Genomic DNA, 23,925 nt, shown 5'->3' with positions numbered 1-23,925 from the left:
CTCCTCGCGTCGCCGCTAGAGACTACGGAGGGCCACTGGCCTGCAACGTCAACGCCCTAGGCGGGGCCGGCAAGCTGCATCAGGCGTGCTTCGCAGAGGTCCAGCCAGCGCACTTCGGCTTCGGTCTGGAAGATCAGGGAATCCAGCACCAGCAGCCGGGCGGTGTCCGTGGGCCGCTGGTGCGACGCCATATCGCGCCGGGCTTTGGTGTGTTCCTGCAGTGCCCGGATGGAGACTGCGCGCTGGGCGTGGATGGCAGCCCCGACGTCGACACCGGGAAGCGTCAGGGCGAGGGCGAGCTTGATGGCCAGTTCGTTCCGCGGAGGGCTGCTCCGCGGCACCGGCGACGTGAACCAGCTGCGGACCTCGGTACGCCCCTCGTCAGTGATGCTGTAGATGACGTGGCCTTCGCCGTCGGCCCCGTCCTTGCGGACCAGGCCGTCGCGCTCCAGGCGGTCGAGGGTGGTGTACACCTGTCCAATGTTGAGGGGCCAGGCGGATCCGGTGCGGTCCTCGAACTCAATCCGCAACTGGTAGCCATAGCGTGGCCGGTCCTGAAGGAGGGCGAGGAGGCTGTGACGGATGGACATGATGCTCCCGGAGGGTAGCGGGACGACAGCATACACGCGCCCCAAGACGCGTGTATACCGCGTATGGAATTACATTACCGTTATTCCTCGTGCCGAAGCAATTCGGCATATGTCGTAACTGGCATATGTGCTACCTGACCAGCAGAATCTTTCCCACATGGTCGCCGGTGTCGAAGTACCGGTGCGCGGCGACAGCCTGGTCCAGCGGGAAGGTCTTAGCCACCAGCGGCCGGATCCGTCCGTCGGCCAGCAGCGGCCAGACCGCATCGCGAACAGCGTCCATGATCACGGTCTTCTCCGCCACGGACCGCGGACGCAGCGCCGTCGCGATGATCACCGCCCGCTTGCTCAGCAGCTTGCCGAGGTCCAGTTCGCCCTTGGCGCCGCCCTGCAGACCGATCACCACCAGCCGCCCGTAGTCCGCCAGCGCGTCCACGTTCTGCGTGAGGTACTTTGCCCCCACGACGTCGAGGATCACGTCCGCACCCTTGCCGCCGTTCTGCGCGCGCAGGCTCTCGGGGAAGTCTTCCTCGGCGTAGTTGATCGCGATATCAGCGCCCAGGAACGCCTTGGCGGTGCCCACCTTCTCCGCGGTGCCAGCCGTGGCGGCCACCACGGCGCCCAACGCTTTGGCGAGCTGGATGGCCATGGTTCCGATGCCGCCGGTTGCCCCGTGGATGAGCACGGTCTCGCCCGGCTGCAGCTGCGCGGTCATAACAAGGTTGGAGTAGACGGTGGCCGCGACTTCGGGCAGCGACGCAGCGGTCACCAGGTCGACGCCGTCGGGGATCCGCAGAACCTGCCCCGCCGGCACGGCCACCTGTTCCGCGTAGCCGCCGCCGGAGAGCAGGGCGACAACCTTGTCCCCGACGGAGAACGGTTTGCTCACACCGGGACCGAAGCCCGCAATCCGGCCGGAGACTTCCAGCCCGGGAATCTCCGAGGCCCCGGGCGGGGGCGGGTAAAGGCCTTTGCGTTGCTGGACGTCGGCGCGGTTGAGTCCCGCAGCGACGACGTCGATCAGCACCTCGCCGGTGCCGGGCACCGGCGAGGGGACCTCGCGGACCTCCAGGGCCTCGGGTCCGCCTGGCTCTGAGATGTAGACGGCCTTCATGGAGAGCTCCCGATTCCTAACGAACTTCTTGCAGCCTTCTTGCAGGGATGCGCCTGCGGCGCATTACGTCCGAAGCGCCTTCTCCCAGAGTAGGCGGAGGAGTTGGTCCTGTCCGCGAGCGCAACCGCGTTTTTTGTGGCTGCCGACTGCCTATGAAACACTACTCGTTAGGGAAGGTTGTCCGAGCGGCCGATGGAGCTGGTCTTGAAAACCAGTGTGCGGTAACCCCGTACCAAGAGTTCGAATCTCTTACCTTCCGCGAATAATGCCCTTGGTTCTGCGCTTGCCGTGGAACCAGGGGCATTTTTGCGTACGGGGCTGGCGTGGTGCGCCGCCGGAGGAGCCGGTACGGGCAGCTCGGTCCGCCGCGCGGGCAGATCAGGGCGGATCCGCGCTCCCGATCCGCCCTGATCTGCACCCGCGGAGCGATTAGATGAGCGTTGCGGCTGCATGAAAGGCTGACAGCCGGAGGGGATTAGCCGGGCCACCCCTGCGCCCGCAAGGCCTGGCGGACGCGCACCAACACCCAGTCCTCGCCATTGCGGACGTCGAGCTTGTTGATGACGAGCTGCCGCCAGCCCGCATCGACGGTGCGCTCGTTCCTCAGCGCATCGGCCAACTGCTGGGCCGCCGAGAGGTGATGGCCGCCGTCGTACTCCACCGCCAGCCGGAATTCCGGGCAGGCCAGATCGATCCACAGCGGAGCGCCCTGTAGGTCCAGCAACACGTAGTTTGGTTCAAAGGCGGGCAGCCCAGAACGCGCGAACAGCAGCCGGAGCCTCGTTTCCGGGGGCGAGTCGACGCCTACTCGGGCCAGTCCCAGCGACTTCCTCAGCAGGGGAAGGCCAGCCGCGGGACGCCGGCTCCCGGCATAATGCAGGATTCCCCCCAGCGGAAACCGCGCCGTCCGCGGGTGTTGGTAGCGGACGTGCTCGCAGACCAGATCGTCCACAATGACAACGAGGTCCTCAAGCGTCAGGGTTCCGGTCCCGGCGAGGTCCAGCAGGGTCCGGGGAATCGAGGTAACCGGGACGCCCTGGAGAAAAACGATGTCCTCCGGCTCAAGCGCGGAGCGGTGGCCCACGACACCCTTCCGCCGGGGAGCAGCGGACCCGGCTCGGGTGAGATGCAGCAACCCGGCCGACCGAGTCATCCGCGCGTTCGCAGGCGCTGCACGCAGTTTGAAATCGTGGATGCGGGCGGCGGAGTAAAAGCTGACCGTGTCGGGCGTCCCCAGTTGGGTGTACGGCCGCGCCCTTTCCAGCAAGGACTGTTCCCGCCCGGCGGGCACGCGTATGCCGCGGCTCGGCACATGAATGTCCTTTGCTTTGGCCCGCCACGGAGAGATGCCGCTCCGCCGGCCCTCGCCGATGGTAAAGGACCCGGCCGCCAGTTCCGCCGGCAGGGGTCGCGCTGTTGCCATGCGCCTATTAGGCCACACCGGCGTCCGCGCTGCGCCGGGTTATCCACAGCCTGGGGTGAGCTGGGGGCAGGCGCGCTGTTGTCACGGGCGGCTGCCATGGGGGCAAATCAGGGCGGATCTGTGCCGCGCTTCTCACCGCGCGGGCAGATCAGGGCGGATCCGTACCCCGCATGCGCCCTGATCTGCACCCGCGGCGGCGGACCACGGGCGGGGGCACGCACGGTCCCCGACGCCCGTCCCCCGCCGGGGCCCGGGCCGGACCCATTGAAACCGTCAGTCCTCCGGCCTAGTCTCACTGTGTCTTAACCACCCATATGATGCCGGCGGCCGCCAACCACGTTAGAGGCAGCGCCGCCGCGGAGCAGAGCTGGAGACCACTATGCCTACACCAGAACACACCAACGGCGCGCCATGCTGGATCGACCTGATGACCTCCGATGCCGGAAAGGCCAAGGCGTTCTATGGTGAGCTGTTTGGCTGGACCTTCGAGACAGGTGACCAGGAGAAATACGGTGGGTACATCATGGCGGCAAAAAACGGGAGACCCGTTGCCGGCATCATGCAGAAGCAACAAGACCAGGCCGGCTTCCCGGATGTGTGGTCCACCTACCTGCGGACCGATGATGCCCGTGCGACCGTCTCCAGTGCGGCGGAGCACGGAGGGCAGATCCACCTGCAGCCCATGGACGTTCCGGAGCAGGGACGCATGGCCATGATCGCCGATTCCACCGGTGCATCCATCGGCGTCTGGCAGCCCGGCGAAATGAAGGGCTACGGGCTCGCAGCCGAGCCGGGGACCCCCGCCTGGCACGAACTTCACACCAAGGACTACGCCACGGCGGTGAAGTTCTACCAGGACGTGTTCGGGTGGGACACCGATGTCATGAGCGACACCCCGGAGTTTCGCTACACCACGCTGGGAGCAGGGGACGCCGCCAAGGCGGGGATTATGGACGCCTCGGGATATCTTCCCGCGGAGGTCCCGTCCAACTGGCAGGTCTACTTCGCCGTGGAAGATGCGGACGCCTCAATCACCATGGCCCGGTCCATGGGCGCCCGGATCGTCGACGGACCGGACGATAGCCCGTTCGGTCGGCTCGCCACCCTGGCCGACCCCACGGGGGCCATGTTCAAGATCGTGGCCGACACCGGGCAGGGGACCCAGGCCGTCGCGGACGCCTAGAGCCGAAGCGCGGACAGCCCGTTCCCGCCCACTTATCAAAATTGTTGTAAGAAATACCGGCCAGCCCCTTTCCCAAGGTCTACTGGCCGGTATTCTGCTGTGGAGAGTCCGGCGAAAGTACCCGGGCATCACTCACAGGCACCACCAGAAACCCTGCCCCGGACGTTCGAGCCGATCCGGGAAGGCTGCGACACGTCCCGCTGGGGGACGTCTCGCCGAATGCACATGCCGTACACATCGTGTTCATTCATCCCTGTTTTGCTGAGCCGGAAACTGCTTGACCAGGAGCAGTGACCGGCGGTCCGCGGGTATCACCCGGACACATTCCACCCAGCCCTTACCCGGGCACCTAATGAGAGTTAGAGCGGATGAAACGCATACCTTGGAAAACCGCGCTCGGCACAGCGCTGTCGGTGGGGCTCATCGCAGCCCCGCTGGCCGCTGTACCGGCGTTCGCCGTGGAGGTCTCCCCGGCAGCTGGCACCTCGCCAGTCATCATCAACGAGGCATACCTCAGCGGCGGCAGCGCCGGAGCAGCCTACAAGAACAAGTTCGTTGAGCTGTACAACACCTCGGACGCCCCGGTCTCGCTGGACGGCTGGTCCCTCCAGTACCGGTCTGCCACGGGTACCGGAGTTCCCGGAAACGTCGTCCCGCTGGCCGGCAGTATTGCCGCCAAGAGTTTCTACTTGATCAAGGCGACCGGCAACAATCCCACGACGTCGACGGCGCCGGAACTGCCGGCTGCCGACCTGGACGCAGGCACCAAGTTCGCGCCGAGCGGCACCACCGGCACCATCCTCCTGGCCACGCAGTCGACGGCCATCAACCCGCTGGCGTACGGCTCGGTCGTTGAGCCTTCCAACGTGGCTGACCTTCTGGGCTACGGCACCTCCAACACCTTCGAAACCCAGGCGGCCACCGCTCCGACGAGCAACACCGACGTCAAGAGCCTGAACCGCAATAACGGTGTTGACAGCAACAACAACTCCGTAGACTTCACGCTGAACGCCACGATCACCCCCAAGGCCGCCAACGGTGCAGCCGCCCCGGAGGATCCTCCCGTCGACCCGGGCCCGGTCACTCCCCCGGCCACCAAGACCATCGCCGAGATCCAGGGCAGCGGCACCGCCAGCCCGCTGGCGGGCACCTCCGTCACCACCCGCGGCAAGGTCACCGCTACCTTCCCCACCGGCGGATTCGCGGGTTATTACATCCAGACCCCCGGCACCGGCGGGGACCTCACCCCGGCCAACCACACGGCGTCGGACGGTGTCTTCGTATACTCGGCAGCAACGGCCGGTTCCGTCCAGCCCGGTGACTACGTCGAGGTGTCCGGCACCGTCAGCGAATACTTCAATATGACCCAGGTGACGGTTTCCGCCGCGGCGGACATGAAGAAGCTCACCGAGGCTGCACCCGAGGTCAAGGCCACCGGCTTTGCCCTCCCGGCCGAGGAAGCCTTCCGGGAGTCCCTCGAAGGCATGCTGCTGACCCCGCAGGGTCCCATGACCGTCAGCGACAACTACTCCCTGAACCAGTACGGCGAAATCGGCCTGGCCGGCGGCACCACCCCGCTGGAGCAGCCCACCGCCGTCGCGGAGTACGGTTCCGCCACGTACACCGCCACCGTCGCCGCGAACGCCGCCCGCGGTATCAAGCTCGACGACGGCGCGACCACCAACTTCCTCAAGGACTCCACCGCCAAGGCCGAGGTGCTCCCGTACCTGAGCACGGCGGACCCCGTCCGGGTGGGCGTACCGGTGACTTTCAAGACCAACGTGGTGCTCAGCTACGCCAACGGCGCGTGGAAGTTCCAGCCGCTGACCCACCTGACCCCCGCCAACGCCGAGTCGGTGCAGCCGGTGAGCTTCGGCGCCACCACCCGCACGGACGCTCCGGCGGCAGTCGGGGGTAACCTCAAAATCGCCTCGTTCAACGTGCTCAACTACTTCCCCACCACGGGCGACCAGCTCACGGGATGCACGTACTACACGGACCGGGCAGGCAACCCGATCACCGTCCGCGGCGGCTGCGACGCCCGCGGCGCGGCCAACGCCGCCAACCTCCAGCGCCAGCAGGACAAGATCGTCGCCGCCATCAGCAAGTCCGGCGCCGACGTCGTGACCCTCATGGAGATCGAAAACTCGGCGCAGTTCGGCAAGAACCGCGACGACGCCCTGGCCAAGCTGGTTGACGCCCTCAACATCCCCACACCGGGGATCTGGGACTACGTCCGCACGCCCGCCAACGCACCGCCGCTGGCCGATGAGGACATGATCCGCACCGCGTTCATCTTCAAGAAGGCCGCCGCTGAGCCGGTGGGCGAATCGATTATCCACAACGACACCGTCGCCTTCGCCAATGCCCGCAAGCCGCTGGCCCAGGTCTTCAAGCCGGTGGGCGCCTCCGATGACAAGAAGTTCATCGCAATCGCCAACCACTTCAAGTCCAAGGGCTCAGCCTCCACTCCGGAGGACACCGACAAGGGCCAGGGCGCCTCGAACCTCGCCCGCACCGCCCAGGCCAAGTCCCTGCTGGCGTTCTCCAACGAACTGCAGCAGTCCAAGGGCACCGACAAGGTCTTCCTGATCGGCGACTTCAACGCCTACGCCAAGGAAGACCCGATCAACGTCTTCACGGCCGCCGGCTACGTTAACCAGGACGAAAAGGCCAAGAACGCCGACGGGTCCGCCAAGCACTCCTACCTCTTCGGCGGCATGGTGGGCTCGCTGGACCACATCCTGGCCTCCCCCGGCGCCAACGCCGTTGTCACCGGCGCCGACATCTGGAACATCAACTCCGTGGAGTCCGTCGCCCTGGAGTACAGCCGCTACAACAACAACGTGACCGACTACTACGCTCCGGACCAGTTCCGGGCGAGCGACCACGACCCGGTGGTGGTGGGCCTGGACCTGCCAGTCACCCCCGCCAGCGTTGAGCTGAACTTCCTCGGCATCAACGATTTCCACGGCCGCATCGATTCCAACACCGTGTTCTTTGCGGGGACCATCGAGAAGCTGCGGGCCGCGGCCGCCCCGGGCGCCACGGCGTTCCTCTCCGCGGGCGACAACATCGGCGCCTCGCTGTTCGCCTCGGCGATCGCGAAGGACCAGCCCACCATCGATGTGCTGAACGCCCTGGAGCTGCGCACCTCTGCTGTGGGCAACCACGAGTTCGACGGCGGCTTTGCCGACCTGCGCGACCGCGTCATCGCGGGCGGCAGCAATGCCAAGTTCCCGTACCTGGGCGCCAACGTCTACAAGAAGGGCACCACCGAGCCGGTCCTGCCTGAGTACACGGTGCTCGACATGAACGGCGTCAAGGTGGCCGTGATCGGCACCGTCACGCAGGAAACGCCGTCGCTGGTCACTCCCGCGGGCGTCGCCGATCTGGAGTTCGGCGACGCCGTCGACGCGATCAACCGCGTCGCCGCGAAGATCAAGGCGGAGAAGCTCGCCGACGTCATCATCGTGGAGAACCACGACGGCGCCGGTTCCGGCGCGCCCGAAGGCTCCACCCTGGCGCAGGAAGTCGCCGCCGGCGGCCCCTTCGCCAAGATGGTCACCGAGGTCACCCCCGATGTGGCGGCCATTTTCAACGGCCACACGCACAAGCAGTACTCCTGGGATGCCCCCGTGCCCGGCGTTGAGGGCAAGACCCGCCCGATCGTGCAGACCGGCAACTACGGCGAGTTCATCGGCCAGATCCAGCTCACCATCGACACAAAAACCATGTCGGTCACCGGCTACAAGGCAGGCAACGTCAAGCGGACCACCTCCACTGACCAGCCGGCAGCCGATCTGGTGGCCAAGTACCCGCGGGTGGCCGCCGTCAAGACCATCGTTGACAAGGCCCTGGCCGAAGCAGCAGTGGTCGGCAACCAGCCGGTGGGCAAGGTGACCGCAGATATCACCACCGCGTTCACGCCTGCCACCGACACCACCCCTGCATCACGCGACGACCGTGGCAGCGAGTCCACCCTGGGCAACCTGGTGGCGGATTCCCTCGTGGATTCGCTCAAGGCCCCGGAACTGGGCGGCGCCGAGATCGGCGTCGTGAACCCGGGCGGCCTGCGCAACGAGCTGTACTTCGCGCCGGACGGGACCATCACCTACGCCGAGGCCAACGCGGTCCTGCCGTTCGTGAACAACCTGTGGACCACCTCGTTGACCGGCGAGCAGTTCAAGACGCTCCTGGAGCAGCAGTGGCAGACCAACGCGGACGGTACGGTTCCCAGCCGTGCGTACCAGCAGCTGGGCCTGTCCAAGAACGTCAACTACACCTACGACGCCGCCCGCGCGGCCGGTGACCGGATCACCTCGATACGGGTCAACGGCGCGCTGATCGACCCGGCGAAGTCGTACCGGATCGGAACGTTCAGCTTCCTGGCAACAGGCGGCGACAACTTCCGGATCTTCAAGTCCGGTACGGACACCAAGGACTCCGGGCTGGTGGACCGCGATGCGTGGATCAAGTATCTGCAGGCACACAACCCCGTGTCGCCGGACTTCGCCCGCCGGTCCGTTGCCGTGGTGAACACCACCGCCGCAGAGGTCAAGGGTGGAGATGCCATCTCCCTGGCTGTCTCCAAGCTGGACCTCACCTCGCTGGGCAGCCCGGTCAACACCTCGCTGGCCGTGGAGTTCACGGACGCCAAGGGCACCGTAACGTCCCTCGGCACAGTCCCGGTTTCCGCCGGCGCTGCCACCGTGAATGTGGCGGTCCCCGCCGGCGCGGCAGCCGGCGCGGGCACCCTGGTGCTCACCGCCGTCGAGTCCGGCACCGTGGTGAAGGCCAGCGTCCTGGTTGCCGCCAGCACCCCGGTCCCGCCGAAGTGCACCGCGCCGGTCAAGCCGAAGCGGCCCGCGGACCTCGTGGGCCAGGCGAACTACGGCCAGGCCATGGCAGCCTACCGCCACTGCCTCAAGGGCTAATCCCTTAGCCCCGCACCAGTGAGCATGCCCTCCCCCGGGTTGCAGCGACGGACATATAGCGCATATGTCCACCGCTCAGCCCGGACGGAGGGCATGCTCATTTTCTTGGCCGGCGGGCCGTGCTCAGCCGCCCGAGAACGGCCCGGGCAATCTCGTCGGCGTCCCTCAGTGTGCGCTGCCCGCTGCGGTACACCGGTCCGCTCTTTTGCCGGGCCTCGGCCGCGATGGCCGTTCCCCACTGCACGGCGGAGAGCTGCAGCCCGAGGACGTAGAGGCCTTCCGTCACGGACCCGTTGGCGCCGAGTGGCCGGTAGGGATGCGGGGTGACGTCCAGCCCGGTCGTCGGCACCGGAGATCCCTCCACCGTCATCATGAGCCGGGGACGGACCAGGCCTTCAGCGAGCAACTGCTCCAGCAGCGGTGACTCGTTGACCGTAACCTTGTTGGCCGGCGCCAGCGCCTCGACCATGGCCACGGCCGTGACCACCTCGCCGGCGGCGGCGTCCGTGCTGTTCCCCACCCAGGGCGACACCGCGGTGAAAACCTTCGCTTTGCGGTCCAACCCGAACTTCGGATCCGGCCCGACGAAGCGCACGACGCCGGCCCGCACCAGGGCAGCGAGCTGTTCTGCGCGCAGCGCCGGCGGCCCGCTGGCCAGGCCCTCCACAAACGCCTCGAACCAGCCGCGAAGCCCCGCAACCCACGATTCGTCGGTGATCCCGCCGTCCGCGACGGCGGTCTTCAGCACCGCCCGGCCGTGGTGCAGGGCACCGATGGTCATCTTCACCGGATCGTCCTCGCCCAGAGCGGAACGCCGGGCGTCGTCGAGCAGGTAGTCGACGACGGCGTCGTCGAGTTCCGCCCGGGAGGCGAAGGACCGCCCGGCCAGCGGGGCCGCCAGTCCCAGCAGGTTCAGCCGGTGGGCGGGACGGAGGTGGATGTCCAGGACGGAGTCCACCAGGTCCTCCCATTTCGCGGCTGAATGCGCATGCGGGCGCAGGGCCTCCTCCAGTGCCGTCAGGAACTCCTTCGGTGCCGTCAGGATGGCACCGGGCTGCGAGCGCGCCAGCGTGGAGTAGTAAGCCCACAGCGCGTCGCGGTGCAGGAGGGGCCAGAGGTCGTGGTCGAAGGCGGGGCGGATTCCCGCCTCCGCGAATTTTGCCAGGGCACTCTCGGTGCAGTATCTCAGCGTCACAGCCTCGGGGTAGTAGCCGGCGAGGGTCGCCTTGGCCCGGTACGGGGTGCCGCGCCGCGAGGCCGCGATGATGAGCGGCTCGCGGCCGGAGGGAAGGTAGCTGAGCCCGCCGTCCGCGCCGGGAAGGAACCGGCCGCCGCGGCCTTCGGTCAGCTGGCCCATAGCATCGAAGAAGTTCAGCCCCATGCCCCGCACCAGCACCGGCTTGACGGCCGGCACCAAAGACCAGTCGACGTCGGCCGGGGCCGCCGGCGGCAGGTACAGCAGCCCGAATTCCTCCGCCGCCGCCTGCAGCTCGCGCTGCTCGGGGTTGAGCCGCGATTCGAGGTGGCCCAGGGCAAGCACTACGGAATCGACGGTGAGGACCGCGCCGTCGGCCAGTTCGACGTCGAACTGCCCCCGGCCGCCGCTTCCGGCCCCGGCGGCAGCACCGGCGGTGTTCCCGGCGCCAACCCCGGCCCCGGCGGCGGCATGGCGGACGGATGTCGCCGTCGTGCTGTGGAAGTCCACCGTGGCCCCGGCGGGGAGGCGGGAGAGCAGTTCCTCCAGGGTGCAGCGGAGATAGCGGCCGTACAGGGCCCGGCTGGGGAAGTCCGCCGCGTCCAGCCCGGCGAGTTCGGCGCGCTCCTCGGCGGTGAGGGAGGGGTGGGGCTGCGCCCGCTGCTGCTCGCGCCAGCGGTCGAAGGTGTGGCCGGCCAGCGGCGGTGCGAGGTCCGGGTCCTCGGGAATGACGGTGGGGTAGAACGACTGCGTGTTCATCAGGTAGAGCCGGGACTGGCCGGGCTGCCAGACGTGCCCCGGGCCCGCGGGATAGGGGTCGATGACGTCGATGTGCAAGGTGGCGTCCGGGCCCTCGGGAACCCAGTTGGCCAGCAGCCGTTCCAGCACGCTGGTGCCCCGGGGACCGGCGCCAATCACTGCCGTCCGGATGCTCTGCGATTCGCCCACGGCATCCAGCGTATCCGCAACGGGCCCTCAGACCCGACCTGCCGGCGCATCCGGGACGGGTTCGGCGGGCGCCGGCTTGACTTGCTACTGGCGCGCGGATGTTGCTTGGATGGAAAAATGACCACCACTGACGCTGCTCCCCCGCCCGCCTCCGACCCTGACGCCGGGTCCGCCGCTGAGGTGACCGCCCCCGAACCCGTCGACGAGAACATCTGGCTCGAAGAGATCTACGGCGAGGAACAGCTGGCCTGGGTCCGTGAACAGAACGCCCGCACCGAGGAGCTGCTGGAAGACGCGGAGTACACCGCGCTGGAAGCCGGCATCCTCGAGGTGCTGGATTCCACCGACCGGATTGCCATGGTGGGCAAGCACGGCGAGTGGTACTACAACTTCTGGAAGGACCGGCACAACCCGAAGGGCCTGTGGCGCCGCACCACTTGGGAGAGCTACCGGGGCGGATCTCCGGAGTGGGACGTCCTCCTGGACGTGGACGCGCTGGCCGCGTCCGAAGGTGAGGAATGGGTCTTCCACGGCGCCAGCTTCCTGCGCCCGGCCGACGGCGAGCCGCACCGGCTGGCGCTGCTGGCCCTCTCCCCCGACGGTGGCGACGCCAACCGCTACCGCGAGTTCGACGTCGAGGCCCGCGGCTTCGTCGACCCGGCGGCCGGCGGCTTTGACCTGCCGACGGCGAAGGGCAACGTCTCCTGGCTCGACGCCGACACCCTGCTGGTCGCCTCCACGGCCGAAGGCCTGCCCAGCACCACGTCCTCCTACGCCCGGACGGGCGTCAAACTGCGCCGCGGCGAATCCCTGGCCGCAGCGGAGCGGCTCTTCGAAATCCCCGAAGACCACATGATGGCCCTCGTGGCACACGACTCCACCCCGGGGTTCGAGCGGACCTTCGCGGTGGACTGGATCAGCTTCTTCGAGAAGACCACGTCGGTATTGCGAGACGGGCAGTGGGTGCGCGTCGACGTCCCGGTGGACGTGAACCTCAGCTCCCACCGCGAATGGCTGCTGTTCAGGCCGCAGAAGGACTGGACTGTCGGCGCAACAAGCTACCCGGCAGGATCCCTGCTTGCCGCCGACTTCGAGTCCTTCCTGGCCGGTGGCCGGGACCTGTCCGTCCTGTTCACCCCCGATGAGCACACGTCCCTGCAGTCCTGGAGCTGGACGCGGGACTTCCTGCTGCTGAACCTGCTCCGCGATGTCTCCTCCGAGATCCGGGTCCTCGACCCGCAGGAACCAGGAACGGACACCGCCTGGGCGTCGACCGTGCTGGACGCCTGCCCGCCGCTGCATGACGTCAACGCCTACGCCGTCGACGACGAAGACTCTGCCAGCGACTCGGACGACGACTCAGAAGGTGACGGCACCGATGGTGGCGCACCGGTGTCCGGGACCGGGGCTCCCGGGGCAGGGAACGACTTCTGGCTCGTGGCCACGGGTTTTACGACGCCGACCACCCTGACCCGCGGCACCCTGAAACGCGCCGTGCTGAAGGGCGACGCCACGGCCCGCGCCGGGGTAGAGAGCACCCACGAGGTGATCCGGTCCTCGCCGTCGTTCTTCAACGAAGCGGACTACGAGGTCCAGCAGCATTTCGCCGTGTCCAAGGACGGCACCCGGGTGCCGTATTTCCAGGTGGCGGCGAGGGGCCTGGTCCTGGACGGCCAGAATCCCACGCAGCTCTCCGGCTACGGAGGCTTCGAAATCTCCCGGACCCCCGCGTACAGCGGCGCGATCGGCCGGGCCTGGCTGGAGCGCCGCACGGAGGAATCCGCCGGACACGACGGGGATGCCCCGCACACCCGCGGCGGCGTTTACGTGGTGGCCAACATCCGCGGCGGCGGCGAATACGGGCCCTCGTGGCACCGCGCGGCCCTGCAGGAAAAGCGGCACCGGGCATACGAGGATTTCGCCGCCGTGGCGGCGGACCTGATCTCCCGCGGTGTGACCTCCCGGGAGCGGCTCGGCTGCGTGGGCGGCTCCAACGGCGGCCTGCTGGTGGGGAACATGCTCACCCGGTACCCGGAGCTGTTCGGCGCCGTGTCCTGCGGAGTCCCGCTGCTGGACATGCGCCGCTACACCAAGTTGTCCGCCGGCTACTCCTGGATCGCCGAATACGGCGACCCGGACGTGCCGGAACAGTGGGAGTTCGTCAAAACGTTCTCGCCCTACCATCTGCTCCGGGACGGCGTGGACTACCCGGAGGCGTTTATTTGGACGGCCACGTCGGACGACCGCGTGGGGCCGGTCCAGGCGCGCAAGATGGCCGCCCGGATGCAGGCGATGGGCATCCCCAATGTCTGGTTCCACGAGGCCCTGGAGGGCGGCCATGCGGGAGCCTCCGACAACCGCCAGGCTGCGGCCCTGCAGAGCCGGAGCCAGCACTTCCTGTGGCGGGCACTGGCGGGCCGCGGCGCCTGACCCGGGCGGCCGCTGCTGCTGCCCGGTCCTCCCCCGGGGACAACGCGGAGTCAGGTCGCGCCCATGCGGCGGGGCGGGTTCCGGGCCGAAGCCGAACACGCTATGGCCGTTTTGCACTGCATGGCACCTTCTGCGTATCCTTGGTTGGCTAGTTAATAGCAATTGGAGACGTGCCAGAGCGGCCGAATGGGCTTCACTGCTAATGAAGTGTGGGGCACAACTCCACCGGGGGTTCAAATCCCCCCGTCTCCGCGTTTGACCCCGGTCCCTGGACCGGGGTCTTTTGCGTTTCCGGGGACTTTTGGCCGCTAACCCCTGCTCTGCGGCGAACGGGCAGATGAGGGCGGATCGGCGTCGAACATTCGCCCTGATCTGCCCGCGGGGCGCCGGTGCGCGCCGCCACGGCACGTCCGGGACCCGGACACCTGACGCCTTCCCGGGAGCCCGGGTGGCAAGATGGGCGCATGTCGAGCAACCCCATGTCCAGCAACAGCGCGTTTGACGCGATCATCGTAGGCGGCGGCCACAATGGCCTGGCCGCGGCAGCGTACCTTGCCAAAGCGGGCCGGAAGGTCCTGCTGCTGGAAAAACTGGAGCATCCCGGCGGAGCCGCGGTCTCCGCCCAGGCGTTCGACGGCGTCGACGCCCGCCTCTCGCGGTACTCCTACCTGGTGAGCCTCCTCCCGCAACAGGTCATTGACGATCTGGGCCTGCGCATCCGGCTGGCGCGGCGCCGGTATTCGTCCTACACCCCCGACCCGCACGACGCCGGCCGCGCCCTGCTGATCGACAATGGGGACGACACGGCCACTGCCGCGTCCTTCGCCGCCGTCGGGGCACCCGACGGCGAATTCCAGGCCTTCACCGAGTTCTACGCCGGACTCCGGCAGCTCACCGAAGCCCTCTGGCCCACCATGACCTCGCCGTTGCCGACTCGCTCCGAAGCGAAGGACCTCGCAGCCCGGGCCGGCGCGGGGGCGGCATGGGACGCCGTGACCGAACGGCCCATCGGCGACATCATCGCCAAGTCGCTCCAGCACGATCTGGTGCGCGGCGTGGTGCTGACCGACGCCCTGATCGGCACCTTCGCCCGGGCGGACGACGAGGACCTGCAGCAGAACATCTGTTTCCTGTACCACCTCGTCGGTGGCGGAACCGGCGACTGGGACGTGCCCGTCGGCGGCATGGGCGCGGTGTCCGGGGAACTGGAACGCGCCGCCCGCGAGGCGGGGGCAACCATCCTGACATCCGCGGACGTCACCGCCGTCCGCCCCGGCGGTGTGGTCAGCTACCGCCACGCGGGGGCGGACCACACGGCCACCGCATCGTGGGTCCTCGCCAACGTGGCCCCGGTGGTGCTGGACCGGCTCAGAAACTCCGGCCCGTCCGGCGGTACTGCCCGGCAGGAAGGACAGCACGCCACCCGGAATCCGAACCATCTCCGGGAGGGTGCCCAGATCAAGGTGAACCTGCTCCTGAAGCGGCTCCCCCGGCTACTGGATGAAACCGTGAGCCCGGAAGCGGCCTTCGGCGGGACCTTCCACATCAATGAAACCTGGTCTCAGCTGGACGCCGCCTACCTCGCCGCCGCGGCCGGAACCATCCCCGACCCGCTGCCCTGTGAGATCTACTGCCATTCCCTGACGGACCCCACCATTTTGTCTCCGGAACTGCAGGCCGCCGGCGCGCAGACCCTCACGGTGTTCGGCCTGCATGTCCCGGACCGGCTGATCACCCCGGAGAACAATGACCAGCGCCGGGCGGAACTGCAGGCCGCCGTCCTGAAATCGCTGAACTCGGTCCTGGCCGAGCCCATCGAGGAGCTGCTGCTGACCGGCCCGGACGGCCAGCCCTGCATCGAAGCCAAGACCACGCTCGACATCGAACGGGCGGTCGGCATGCCGCGGGGCAACATCTTCCACGGCGGCCTCGACTGGCCCTTCGTCGAGGACAACGCGCCCCTGGATACCCCGGCGCAGCGCTGGGGCGTCGCGACGGATGACCCGCAAGTCCTGCTCTGCGGCTCCGGCGCCCGGCGCGGCGGTGCCGTCAGCGCCATCGGCGGGCACAACGCGGCCATGGCGGTGCTGGAGTCAGGCCCCCCTTCCCAAGGCTGAGGACGGCGCCGCAGAGGTTCCCGCCACGCTGGAGCCGAGGTCAGCCGGCCTGGCCCAGCACCAGAGGGAGCACCGCGCCGGCGCCCGCAAGCCTGAGGGCGCGGCCGGCGACGGTCACGGTCCAGCGGCTGTCGACCAGGTCGTCAACAAGCATCACACTCTGGCCCTGGATCCCGGTCAGGGCCGCCTCCAGCTCCGGTCCCACCACCAGGCGGTCCCAGACGCCGGCCAGCCGGTAGGCGCTGTTGCCGCCTCGCCCTCCGGTCGGTCCGCCGTGTTCGAGCTGCAACTGCCCCAGGTAAGGGATCCGGCCGATTTCCGAGATGCCGCGGGCCAGCGAGTCCACCAGGGCGGGCTTGCTGCGGGACGGGACGCTGATGATGGCGGCAGGCCGGCCTGCCCCGCTCCACCCGGGCGTTCTGGAGTCGCCGGCACCCCATTCGCGCAGCACCTGGACGCACGCCTGCAACATGCCGGGGTCCACGGTGCGGTCAGGGGCTCCGGCGGCGAAGGCTTCGCGCAGGGCCCCGCCCCAGCCCAGATCGGTGAGCCGCGCCAGCGCGCGGCCGCTGGCAACGCTTTCTTCAGGCTTGATCTTGCCCTTAACGGGCACACCGAGCCGGTCCATGCCGCTGGGCCACTGCAGCCGCGGTTCCAGCGGCACGCCGGCGCGGCTCAGCGTCTGGCCGGCTGCTTCGGTGGCCGAGGCGGCAATGTCTGCCGGGAACCACTGGCCGGCGCAGTTGTCGCAGCGGCCGCAGGCGCGGGCGGTCTCGTCGTCGAGGACGGAGGTGATGTATTCCATCCGGCAGCCCGCCGTGTCCTGGTAGATCACCATGGAATCCTGTTCATCCACCCGGGCCTCCGCGATCCGGCTGTACCGCTCGGCGTCGTAGGTCCACGGCCGGCCGGTGGAACGCCAGCCTCCGCCGACACGCTCGACGGCGCCGTCGACCGCCAGCACCTTCAGGAGCAGCTCCAGCGGCGTCCGCCGCAGGTCCACACGCGCCTCCAGCGCCACCGTGGACACAGCCGTTCCCGCGTCGGCGAGGGCGGTCAGCACGGCACTTGCCTTTTCTTCCGAGGGCATGGATGCGGTGGCAAAGTACTGCCAGATGTCGCGGTCCTCGGACCCGGGCAGCAGGAGCACGTCTGCGTTGGCGGCGCCACGGCCGGCGCGGCCGACCTGCTGGTAGTAGGCCACCGGGGATGACGGCGCCCCGAGGTGCACCACGAATCCGAGGTCCGGCTTGTCGAAGCCCATGCCCAGGGCGGACGTGGCGACGAGGGCCTTGACCTGGTTGTCCTTGAGGAGCTGTTCCGCCCGTTCCCGGTCCGCGGGGTCGGTGCGCCCGGTGTAAGCAAGCACCTCGTGGCCGGCCTCGGCCAGGAGCCGTGCGGTGTCTTCGGCCGCGGAGACCGTGAGGGTGTAAATGATTCCGCTGCCGGGCAGGTCTTTCAGGTGCGTGAGCAGCCAGCCGAGCCGGTCGCGGGAGTCCGGCAGGCTCAGCACGCCCAGGCGTAGGGACTCACGGCCCAGGGCGCCGCGGATGGTCAGCACTCCGGCGCCGAGCTGCTCCTCAATGTCGTGGACCACCCGGGAGTTGGCGGTGGCTGTGGTGGCCAGGACCGGGACGGTGTCCGGCAGCTGGGTGATGAGGTCCGCGATGCGCCGGTAGTCGGGACGGAAATCGTGGCCCCAGTCAGAGATGCAGTGGGCCTCATCGATGACCAGCAGCCCGGTGCGGCGGATCAGTTCGGGCAGCTGGTTCTCGCGGAAGGAGGGGTTGGTGAGGCGCTCCGGCGAGACCAGCAGGACATCGACCTCGTCCGCTGCGAGCTGTTCGCGGACGGTGTCCCATTCCAGTTGGTTGGCGGAGTTGATGGCCACCGCCCGGACCCCGGCCCGTGCCGCGGCGGCCACCTGGTCACGCATGAGGGCCAGCAACGGGGACACGATCAGGGTGGGCCCGGCACCGCGCCGCCGCAGGAGCAGGGACGAAACAAAGTACACGGCAGACTTTCCCCAGCCGGTGCGTTGCACTACGAGGGCCCGCCGGCCACCGTCGACCAGCGCCTCAATCGCCTCAAACTGGCCGTCATGGAACTCCGCGGCCGGATGCCCCACCAGCTCGCGCAGGACTTCCTGGGCCTGCTCCCTGGTCCCCGACCCGCCGTCGGATGCGGCGGGGGAAGCGGACAGGACTGCAGCGTTCTGGTTATTGGCCATTGGTTCAGTATCCCAGCCCCCTCCGACAGGCACGAAGCGACGGGCACCGTTATGTGGACCATCACAGCGGATCCGACGGCGGTCCTGCGGCCGAAGGGCGCCACCCCGGCGGCCCTCCGGCCCCGGAAGGGCGCGGGCAGCGCTCCTCCCCAGCCCGATGCGGCTTCCCCGTAAGATAGACGGGTGACTATCGACCAGACCAGGACTTTTGACCTCTCCGCCTCCTTCAAGGCCTACGACGTGCGCGGCATTGTGGGCGAATCCATTACCGCGGAAATCGTCGAAGCGGTGGGCGCGGCATTCGTCGACGTCCTGGCGCTGGAGGGCAAAACGGTGCTGGTCGGCGGCGACATGCGTCCGTCCTCCCCCGAGTTCAGCAAGGCCTTCGCCAACGGTGCCGCCCGGCGCGGAGCCAACGTCCAGCTGCTCGACCTCATCTCCACCGACGAGCTCTACTACGCCTGCGGTTCGCTCAACGCAGCCGGAGCCACGTTCACCGCCAGCCACAATCCCGCCGAGTACAACGGCATCAAGATGGCCAAAGCCGGGGCAGAGCCCATCTCCTCCGAATCCGGGCTCAAGGAAATCCAGGCCCGCGCCGAGGAATACCTCAACTCCGGCTCCATCCCCGCCGCCCCCACCCGCGGTCTCATCGGCGTCCACGACGTCCTGAAGGGCTACTCCGAATACCTCCGCAGCCTCGTGGATCTGCGCGGCACCCGCCCGCTCAAGGTAGTGGTGGACGCCGGCAACGGCATGGCCGGCCTCACCACCCCGGCAGTCCTCGGCGATGCCCTGCTGCCCAAGCTTCCCCTCGAAATCATCCCGCTGTACTTCGAGCTCGACGGGTCCTTCCCGAACCACCCCGCCAACCCGCTGGAGCCGGAAAACCTGCGCGACCTGCAGGCCGCCGTCGTCGAGCACGGCGCGGACATCGGACTGGCGTTCGACGGCGACGCTGACCGCTGCTTTGTCGTCGACGAGAAGGGCGAACCGGTCTCCCCGTCCGCGATCACAGGCATGGTGGCCCGCCGCGAGATCGCCCGCGCCCAGGGTCTCGGCGAGGCAACCCCCACCGTCATCCACAACCTGCTGACCTCCCGCGCTGTCCCCGAACTGGTGGAGAACCACGGCGGCCGGGCCGTCCGCACCCGTGTGGGGCACTCGTTCATCAAGGCAGTGATGGCCGCAGAAGGCGCCATCTTCGGCGGCGAACACTCCGCGCACTTCTACTTCCGCGACTTCTGGAACGCTGACACGGGCATGCTCGCCGCGATGCACGTCCTGGCCGCCCTCGGCGAGCAGGACGGCCCGCTGTCCGAGCTGGGCCGCGAATACGAGCCGTACCTGTCCTCGGGTGAAATCAACTCCGAAATCGAGGACAAGGCCGCCGCCGTGGAGCGCGTCCGGCACGACTTCCACACGGAGGACGTCGAAGTGGACTACCTCGACGGCAGCACCTTCATCGCCACCGACGGCAGCTACTGGTTCAACCTGCGTCCCTCCAACACCGAGCCGTTCCTCCGCCTGAACGTCGAGGCCACGGACCTGCCCACCATGGAGCGCGTCCGCGACCGCGTCCTGGCACTGGTCCGGGGCTAGGCCCGTGTCGGAATTGCCGGCGGAGGCCGCAACCGGGAAGTCTGCTGAGACCGCTGAGTCTGCTGGATCCTGGCGCAGCAGCGTTCCGGAGGCCAGCGCCACCGACCTGGAGAATCTGCTCGGCACCGGTGTCGGTGCCGCCCAGGAGCAACTGGAGCGCAACGGCGGGTTCCTGCCGTTCGCCCTCGTCGTCGAGAATGACGGCGAGGTCCGGCTGGTGGCCGTCACCCCGGCCGACGCAGCCGAGGGTGCCGAAGCGGACTTTGACGCGGATTCGATGATCAGCGACCTCACGGAGCTGCTGCGGCAGCACCGGGACGAGTTCCGAGCGGCCGCCATCGTGTGTGACATCACCCTGCTGGAGGAAGCCTCCGACGCCATCCACGTGGCCGCCGAACACCGGGACGGTTCCCTATTCGCCGCCGTCCTGCCGTACGCAGCCAACCCCGCGACCCGTGAGCTGGAATTCGGCGAACTCTCCGCGGATACCAACGAGCCCGGCGTTTGGGTGGACTAGACCGCCCGTAAACTGGTGCCATGAAGATCAATGCCTTCGCGGACGTGAGCCTGCGCGCCATGATGGTGCTCGCAGCCGCGCCTGAAGGCGGCCTCCTCACCACCCAGAGCGTCGCCGACGCCGTGGCGACCCCGTACAACCACGTCAGCAAAGCGATGGCGAAGCTGCGTGAGCTGGGCATGATCGACGTCGAGCGCGGCAGGCACGGCGGCTCCCGGCTCAGCAACGCCGGCCGGGTCGCCACCGTCGGGCAGCTTCTGCGCCAGCTGGACACCCGCACGGACCCCGCCGACTGCGTCGGCGCCGGCGGGACCTGTCCGCTCATCAACGAATGCCGCCTCCGCGGAGCCCTGGCCCGCGCCCGCGAGGCCTTCTACCGCGAACTGGACGATATCGTCGTCGCATCCCTGCCGACTTCCCGGCAAATGGCGCCGGTGTTCCAGGCGATCGGCCTGCGCCCCGGACTCTGAGCCGGAGCTCCCTCGGGTGGAAGCCCGGCCGGGCCGAGGCCCGGCTGGGGGCGGCCCGGCTGGGGGCGGCCCGGCTGGGCGGCCAGCAGAACCACCACCCGCCACGCCCGGGAATCCCCCCGATTTGAAGATGTTTTCTACGCCCTGTAGAACTGAGGTATAAATACTCGCATTTCAAATGCTGGTATTTTCGCCGGCCCGGTTGCAGACCCCGGGCCACTATCTCAGGAGTCACTATGCTCTCGGACAAGTCCTTCCCCGTCATCGAGGCCACCCTCCCGCTGGTCGGATCCCGGATCGGTGAAATCACCCCCAAGTTCTACGCCCGCCTCTTCGCCGCGCACCCGGAACTTCTGGACGGGCTCTTCAGCCGCTCCAACCAGCGCAACGGCAACCAGCAGCAGGCCCTGGCCGGAAGCATCGCCGCTTTCGCCACCCACCTGGTGAACAACCCCGGCACCCTGCCGGAGACGGTGCTCGCCCGCATCGCCCACCGCCACGCCTCCCTCGGCATCACCGAACCGCAGTACCAGGTGGTCTACGAGCACCTGTTCGCCGCCATCGCGGAGGACCTGGCCGAGGTCATCACCCCGGAAATCGCCGAAGCCTGGACCGAGGTCTACTGGCTGATGGCCGACGCGCTGATCAAGCTTGAAAAGGGCCTTTACGCCGCGCAGGCCAACAGCACGATGTGGAGCCCGTGGCGGGTCGCCGCCAAAACCGCCGCCGGCACCGGTTCCGTGACGTTCACCCTGGAACCGGCCGACGACACCCCCATCACCTCCGCCCTCCCGGGCCAGTACATCAGCGTGAAGGTCACCCTTCCGGACGGACTGCGCCAGGTCCGCCAGTACTCGCTGTCCGGCGAGGCCGGCACCAGCCGCACTTTCACCACGAAGAAGGACGACGGCGGCGAGGTCTCTCCCGTCCTGCACAACAGCGTCCAGGTGGGCGACGTCCTCGAGATCTCCAACCCCTACGGCGAAATCACCCTCAAGGACGGCGAAGGCCCCGTTGTCCTGGCCTCCGCCGGCATCGGCTGCACCCCGACGGCGTCCATCCTTCGCTCCCTGGCGGACTCCGGCTCGGACCGCCAGGTCCTGGTCCTGCACGCCGAAAGCGACCTGGAGTCCTGGGCGTTGCGCTCCCAGATGACGGACGACGTCGAGCGCCTCGACGGCGCCGACCTGCAGCTCTGGCTCGAGCGGCCGGTCGAGGGCACCAAGGAGGGCTTTATGACCCTCCGCGAAGTGGACCTGCCGGCCAACGCCTCGCTGTACCTGTGCGGCCCGCTGCCCTTTATGAAGAGCATCCGGAACGAGGCCATCAACGCCGGCATCCCGGCCACCAAGATCCACTACGAGGTCTTCGGACCGGACATCTGGCTCGCCAGCTAAGGTACCCATCGGTTGCTCCGTAACCGCCGTTTTGAGGGGCCAAAAGGGCGGTTGCGGAGCAATCGATGAGAGTTCGACGACGGCCCCGCACCTTTCGCAAGGTGCGGGGCCGTCGTCGTCGTGGAACGACAAGCAGCTCCGCACGAAGTGTCAGGTCGCGGGCGGCGCCCCCGTGATCGCATGGCCGAAGCGCAGGAGGTTGCCCGGGTCGTAGTTGGTCTTCGCCGCCCTCATCCGTTCGTAGACGGCGGGCGACCAGGCCCTCGCCCGGTCGGCCTCGTCGCCAGGCTCGCCATGGAAATTGACTAGCGTATATCCGGTTGAGTGGGGCGCCATCGCGGCCAGGATCTCGCGCATGGATGCGTGGGACGCCTCGGCCGCGGGCGGTACGTTGATCCCGACAAGAAACAGAAGGAACGCGGCATCCCGCCCGGACACGGCGTCCGCCAGGGCCCGGCCCTTGGCCAGCGCCCCTCCGAGCGGGCGGACTTCGATCATGATCAGCGGACAGCTCGAGTCCTCGCCGGCCAGCTCGAGCAGAGCCGCCACCGCCTTTTCGCCGAAATCCTTCAGGAGCACTCCGCCCTCCGTGTAGGGGAGCGGATCCACCGGATCCATGTGGATCTGGTCGACGTCCAGGTAGTCCATCGGGCCCACAGTGTCCATCAAAGGTGCCGAAACCGCGCGCATCGGGGCAAGAAGCGCGTCGCCATCCTCGCGGTTCCCGGGAAATGCGAAGCGCAGGTGCACCACGAACTGGTTCCGGAGCGGCGGGGGAACGAATTCCAGGTCCGGAAGACGCAGCAGGGAGATCGAGGGGGACGCTTCGTCAGGAAGCGTGGGCAGCCACTCGCGGAACGCCGCCAGAATGCGGTCTGCATCCACCCCGGGATAGAAAATCGCGCCGCCGTAGAAATCCCCCAAGGGAAAGAGATTGAACTCGAGTGCGGTGACGATCCCGAAATTGCCCTTTCCTCCGCACATCAGCGCGAAGAGCTCGGCTTCGGTCTCGGCGTCGATACGGCGTGGCACACCGTCAGCCGTCACAAGCTCCATGCTGCGGACCTGCTCCGCCGCAAACCCATGGGCGCGTCCCAGCACAGGAAGCCCGCCGCCGAGCGTGTAGCCGACCACGCCGACGTCAGTGCTTGAGCCGTGCAGCGGGATCAGACCCTGCGGCACACTCGCTTCCAAAACGCTCCGCCACTTCACACCAGCCCCCACCCTGGCGGTCCGTTTATCCGGATCGATCTGCAGGTCCTGAAGGCGCCGCGTGGTGATGAGCAGGCCGCCGTCAATCGCAAAGTTCGCGCCGTGCCCGGTGGATTGGACCGCGACCGGGATCCGACGTTCGGCTGCCCATTTCACCCCGGTGGCGACGTCGCGGGCGTTTTCGGCCCCAAGCACGACGTCGGGCCGGTGGACGGTGCCGGCGTTGAACGCGAACGTCTCGGCCGCGAATTCGGGACTGTCCGGCAAGGCGACCGGGCCGCTGACAGCCGAGGACAAGGCCTGGATGTCGTCGGTGACAAGCATGATGAGCTCCTGAGCTCTCGCGTGCTGCGAGCAGGTTGGGGGCACGGCGGCGCGCACGTGGAATGACCCCAGCTCCCTATCCAGTGGGCGGACGGCCCGGCGGATGATGCGTCGAGCCTAGGATTGCGGCCCGCCGCGGTCTAGGGGCCTAAGTCCCGCGCCCGCGCAGAGGAGAGCACGACGGCGGCCCCGGGGCCTCCCGCCGGGGGGGCGGGGGCGCCCCCCGGGCGGGGCGG

At 68.3% G+C, this 23,925-nt stretch carries 14 protein-coding genes and 2 tRNA genes; 10 read left to right on the top strand and 6 right to left on the bottom strand.

Going from position 1 to position 23,925, the window contains the following annotated elements; translation table 11 throughout:
* Positions 1-56: 56 nt before the first annotated feature.
* The gene (locus FS787_RS12650) at positions 57-590 is read right to left on the bottom strand and encodes a PadR family transcriptional regulator (RefSeq protein WP_144672752.1); all 534 of its coding nucleotides are present in this window, start codon (positions 588-590) and stop codon (positions 57-59) included.
* Positions 591-720: 130 nt separating this feature from the next.
* Positions 721-1,704: an NAD(P)H-quinone oxidoreductase gene (locus tag FS787_RS12645; RefSeq protein ID WP_144672751.1), complete on the bottom strand. Its 984-nt coding sequence runs from the start codon at positions 1,702-1,704 to the stop codon at positions 721-723.
* Between the two features lie 171 nt (positions 1,705-1,875).
* On the opposite strand from FS787_RS12645, the gene FS787_RS12640 reads away from it, so the two are divergent.
* A tRNA-Ser gene (locus FS787_RS12640) sits at positions 1,876-1,963 on the top strand.
* Positions 1,964-2,179: 216 nt separating this feature from the next.
* Here FS787_RS12640 and FS787_RS18165 read toward each other — a convergent pair.
* Positions 2,180-3,127 carry an endonuclease domain-containing protein gene (locus tag FS787_RS18165; RefSeq protein WP_260982536.1) on the bottom strand — a complete coding sequence of 316 codons (948 nt, stop codon included), beginning with the start codon at positions 3,125-3,127 and terminating at the stop codon, positions 2,180-2,182.
* Between the two features lie 379 nt (positions 3,128-3,506).
* On the opposite strand from FS787_RS18165, the gene FS787_RS12630 reads away from it, so the two are divergent.
* Together FS787_RS12630 and FS787_RS12625 are read left to right on the top strand one after the other, a co-directional pair.
* Positions 3,507-4,310, top strand: coding sequence for a VOC family protein (locus tag FS787_RS12630; protein ID WP_144672750.1), 804 nt, complete (start codon positions 3,507-3,509; stop codon positions 4,308-4,310).
* A gap of 368 nt (positions 4,311-4,678) precedes the next feature.
* Positions 4,679-9,247 (top strand): ExeM/NucH family extracellular endonuclease, encoded by a 4,569-nt coding sequence (locus tag FS787_RS12625; RefSeq protein WP_186329184.1) that lies wholly within the window; start codon positions 4,679-4,681, stop codon positions 9,245-9,247.
* A 97-nt stretch (positions 9,248-9,344) separates the two neighbouring features.
* Here FS787_RS12625 and FS787_RS12620 read toward each other — a convergent pair whose 3' ends face one another.
* Positions 9,345-11,390, bottom strand: coding sequence for an FAD/NAD(P)-binding domain-containing protein (locus tag FS787_RS12620; protein WP_144672748.1), 2,046 nt, complete (start codon positions 11,388-11,390; stop codon positions 9,345-9,347).
* Between the two features lie 117 nt (positions 11,391-11,507).
* Between FS787_RS12620 and FS787_RS12615 the strand changes: the two genes are divergently transcribed.
* The 3 genes from FS787_RS12615 (at position 11,508) to FS787_RS12605 (ending at position 15,937) form a co-directional block, all read left to right on the top strand.
* Positions 11,508-13,820, top strand: a complete 2,313-nt coding sequence (locus tag FS787_RS12615; protein WP_144672747.1) for a prolyl oligopeptidase family protein — start codon at positions 11,508-11,510, stop codon at positions 13,818-13,820.
* 164 nt (positions 13,821-13,984) lie between these two features.
* Positions 13,985-14,072, top strand: a tRNA-Ser gene (locus FS787_RS12610).
* 212 nt (positions 14,073-14,284) lie between these two features.
* Positions 14,285-15,937: an NAD(P)/FAD-dependent oxidoreductase gene (locus FS787_RS12605; RefSeq protein ID WP_144672746.1), complete on the top strand. Its 1,653-nt coding sequence runs from the start codon at positions 14,285-14,287 to the stop codon at positions 15,935-15,937.
* A 40-nt stretch (positions 15,938-15,977) separates the two neighbouring features.
* On the opposite strand, the gene FS787_RS12600 is transcribed toward FS787_RS12605, so the two are convergent.
* Positions 15,978-18,167: an ATP-dependent DNA helicase RecQ gene (locus tag FS787_RS12600; protein WP_144672745.1), complete on the bottom strand. Its 2,190-nt coding sequence runs from the start codon at positions 18,165-18,167 to the stop codon at positions 15,978-15,980.
* Positions 18,168-18,350: 183 nt separating this feature from the next.
* On the opposite strand from FS787_RS12600, the gene FS787_RS12595 reads away from it, so the two are divergent.
* From FS787_RS12595 to FS787_RS12580, 4 genes are all read left to right on the top strand, one after another.
* Positions 18,351-19,769 (top strand): phosphomannomutase/phosphoglucomutase, encoded by a 1,419-nt coding sequence (locus FS787_RS12595; RefSeq protein WP_144672744.1) that lies wholly within the window; start codon positions 18,351-18,353, stop codon positions 19,767-19,769.
* Positions 19,770-19,782: 13 nt separating this feature from the next.
* Positions 19,783-20,286 (top strand): hypothetical protein, encoded by a 504-nt coding sequence (locus FS787_RS12590; protein ID WP_144672829.1) that lies wholly within the window; start codon positions 19,783-19,785, stop codon positions 20,284-20,286.
* 20 nt (positions 20,287-20,306) lie between these two features.
* Positions 20,307-20,756, top strand: a complete 450-nt coding sequence (locus tag FS787_RS12585; protein ID WP_144672743.1) for an Rrf2 family transcriptional regulator — start codon at positions 20,307-20,309, stop codon at positions 20,754-20,756.
* A 236-nt stretch (positions 20,757-20,992) separates the two neighbouring features.
* On the top strand, positions 20,993-22,153 hold the full coding sequence (locus FS787_RS12580; RefSeq protein WP_144672742.1) for a globin domain-containing protein: 1,161 nt from the start codon (positions 20,993-20,995) through the stop codon (positions 22,151-22,153).
* Positions 22,154-22,303: 150 nt separating this feature from the next.
* Here the strand turns inward: FS787_RS12580 and FS787_RS12575 are convergent, their stop codons facing one another.
* A complete protein-coding gene (locus FS787_RS12575) occupies positions 22,304-23,689 on the bottom strand; it encodes an FAD-binding oxidoreductase (RefSeq protein WP_144672741.1) in 1,386 nt (461 codons plus the stop codon).
* Positions 23,690-23,925 lie beyond the last annotated feature (236 nt).

It is taken from the genome of Arthrobacter sp. U41 (assembly GCF_007679325.1).
GTDB lineage: Bacteria > Actinomycetota > Actinomycetes > Actinomycetales > Micrococcaceae > Arthrobacter.
This window is presented reverse-complemented; position numbering and strand designations above follow the sequence as displayed.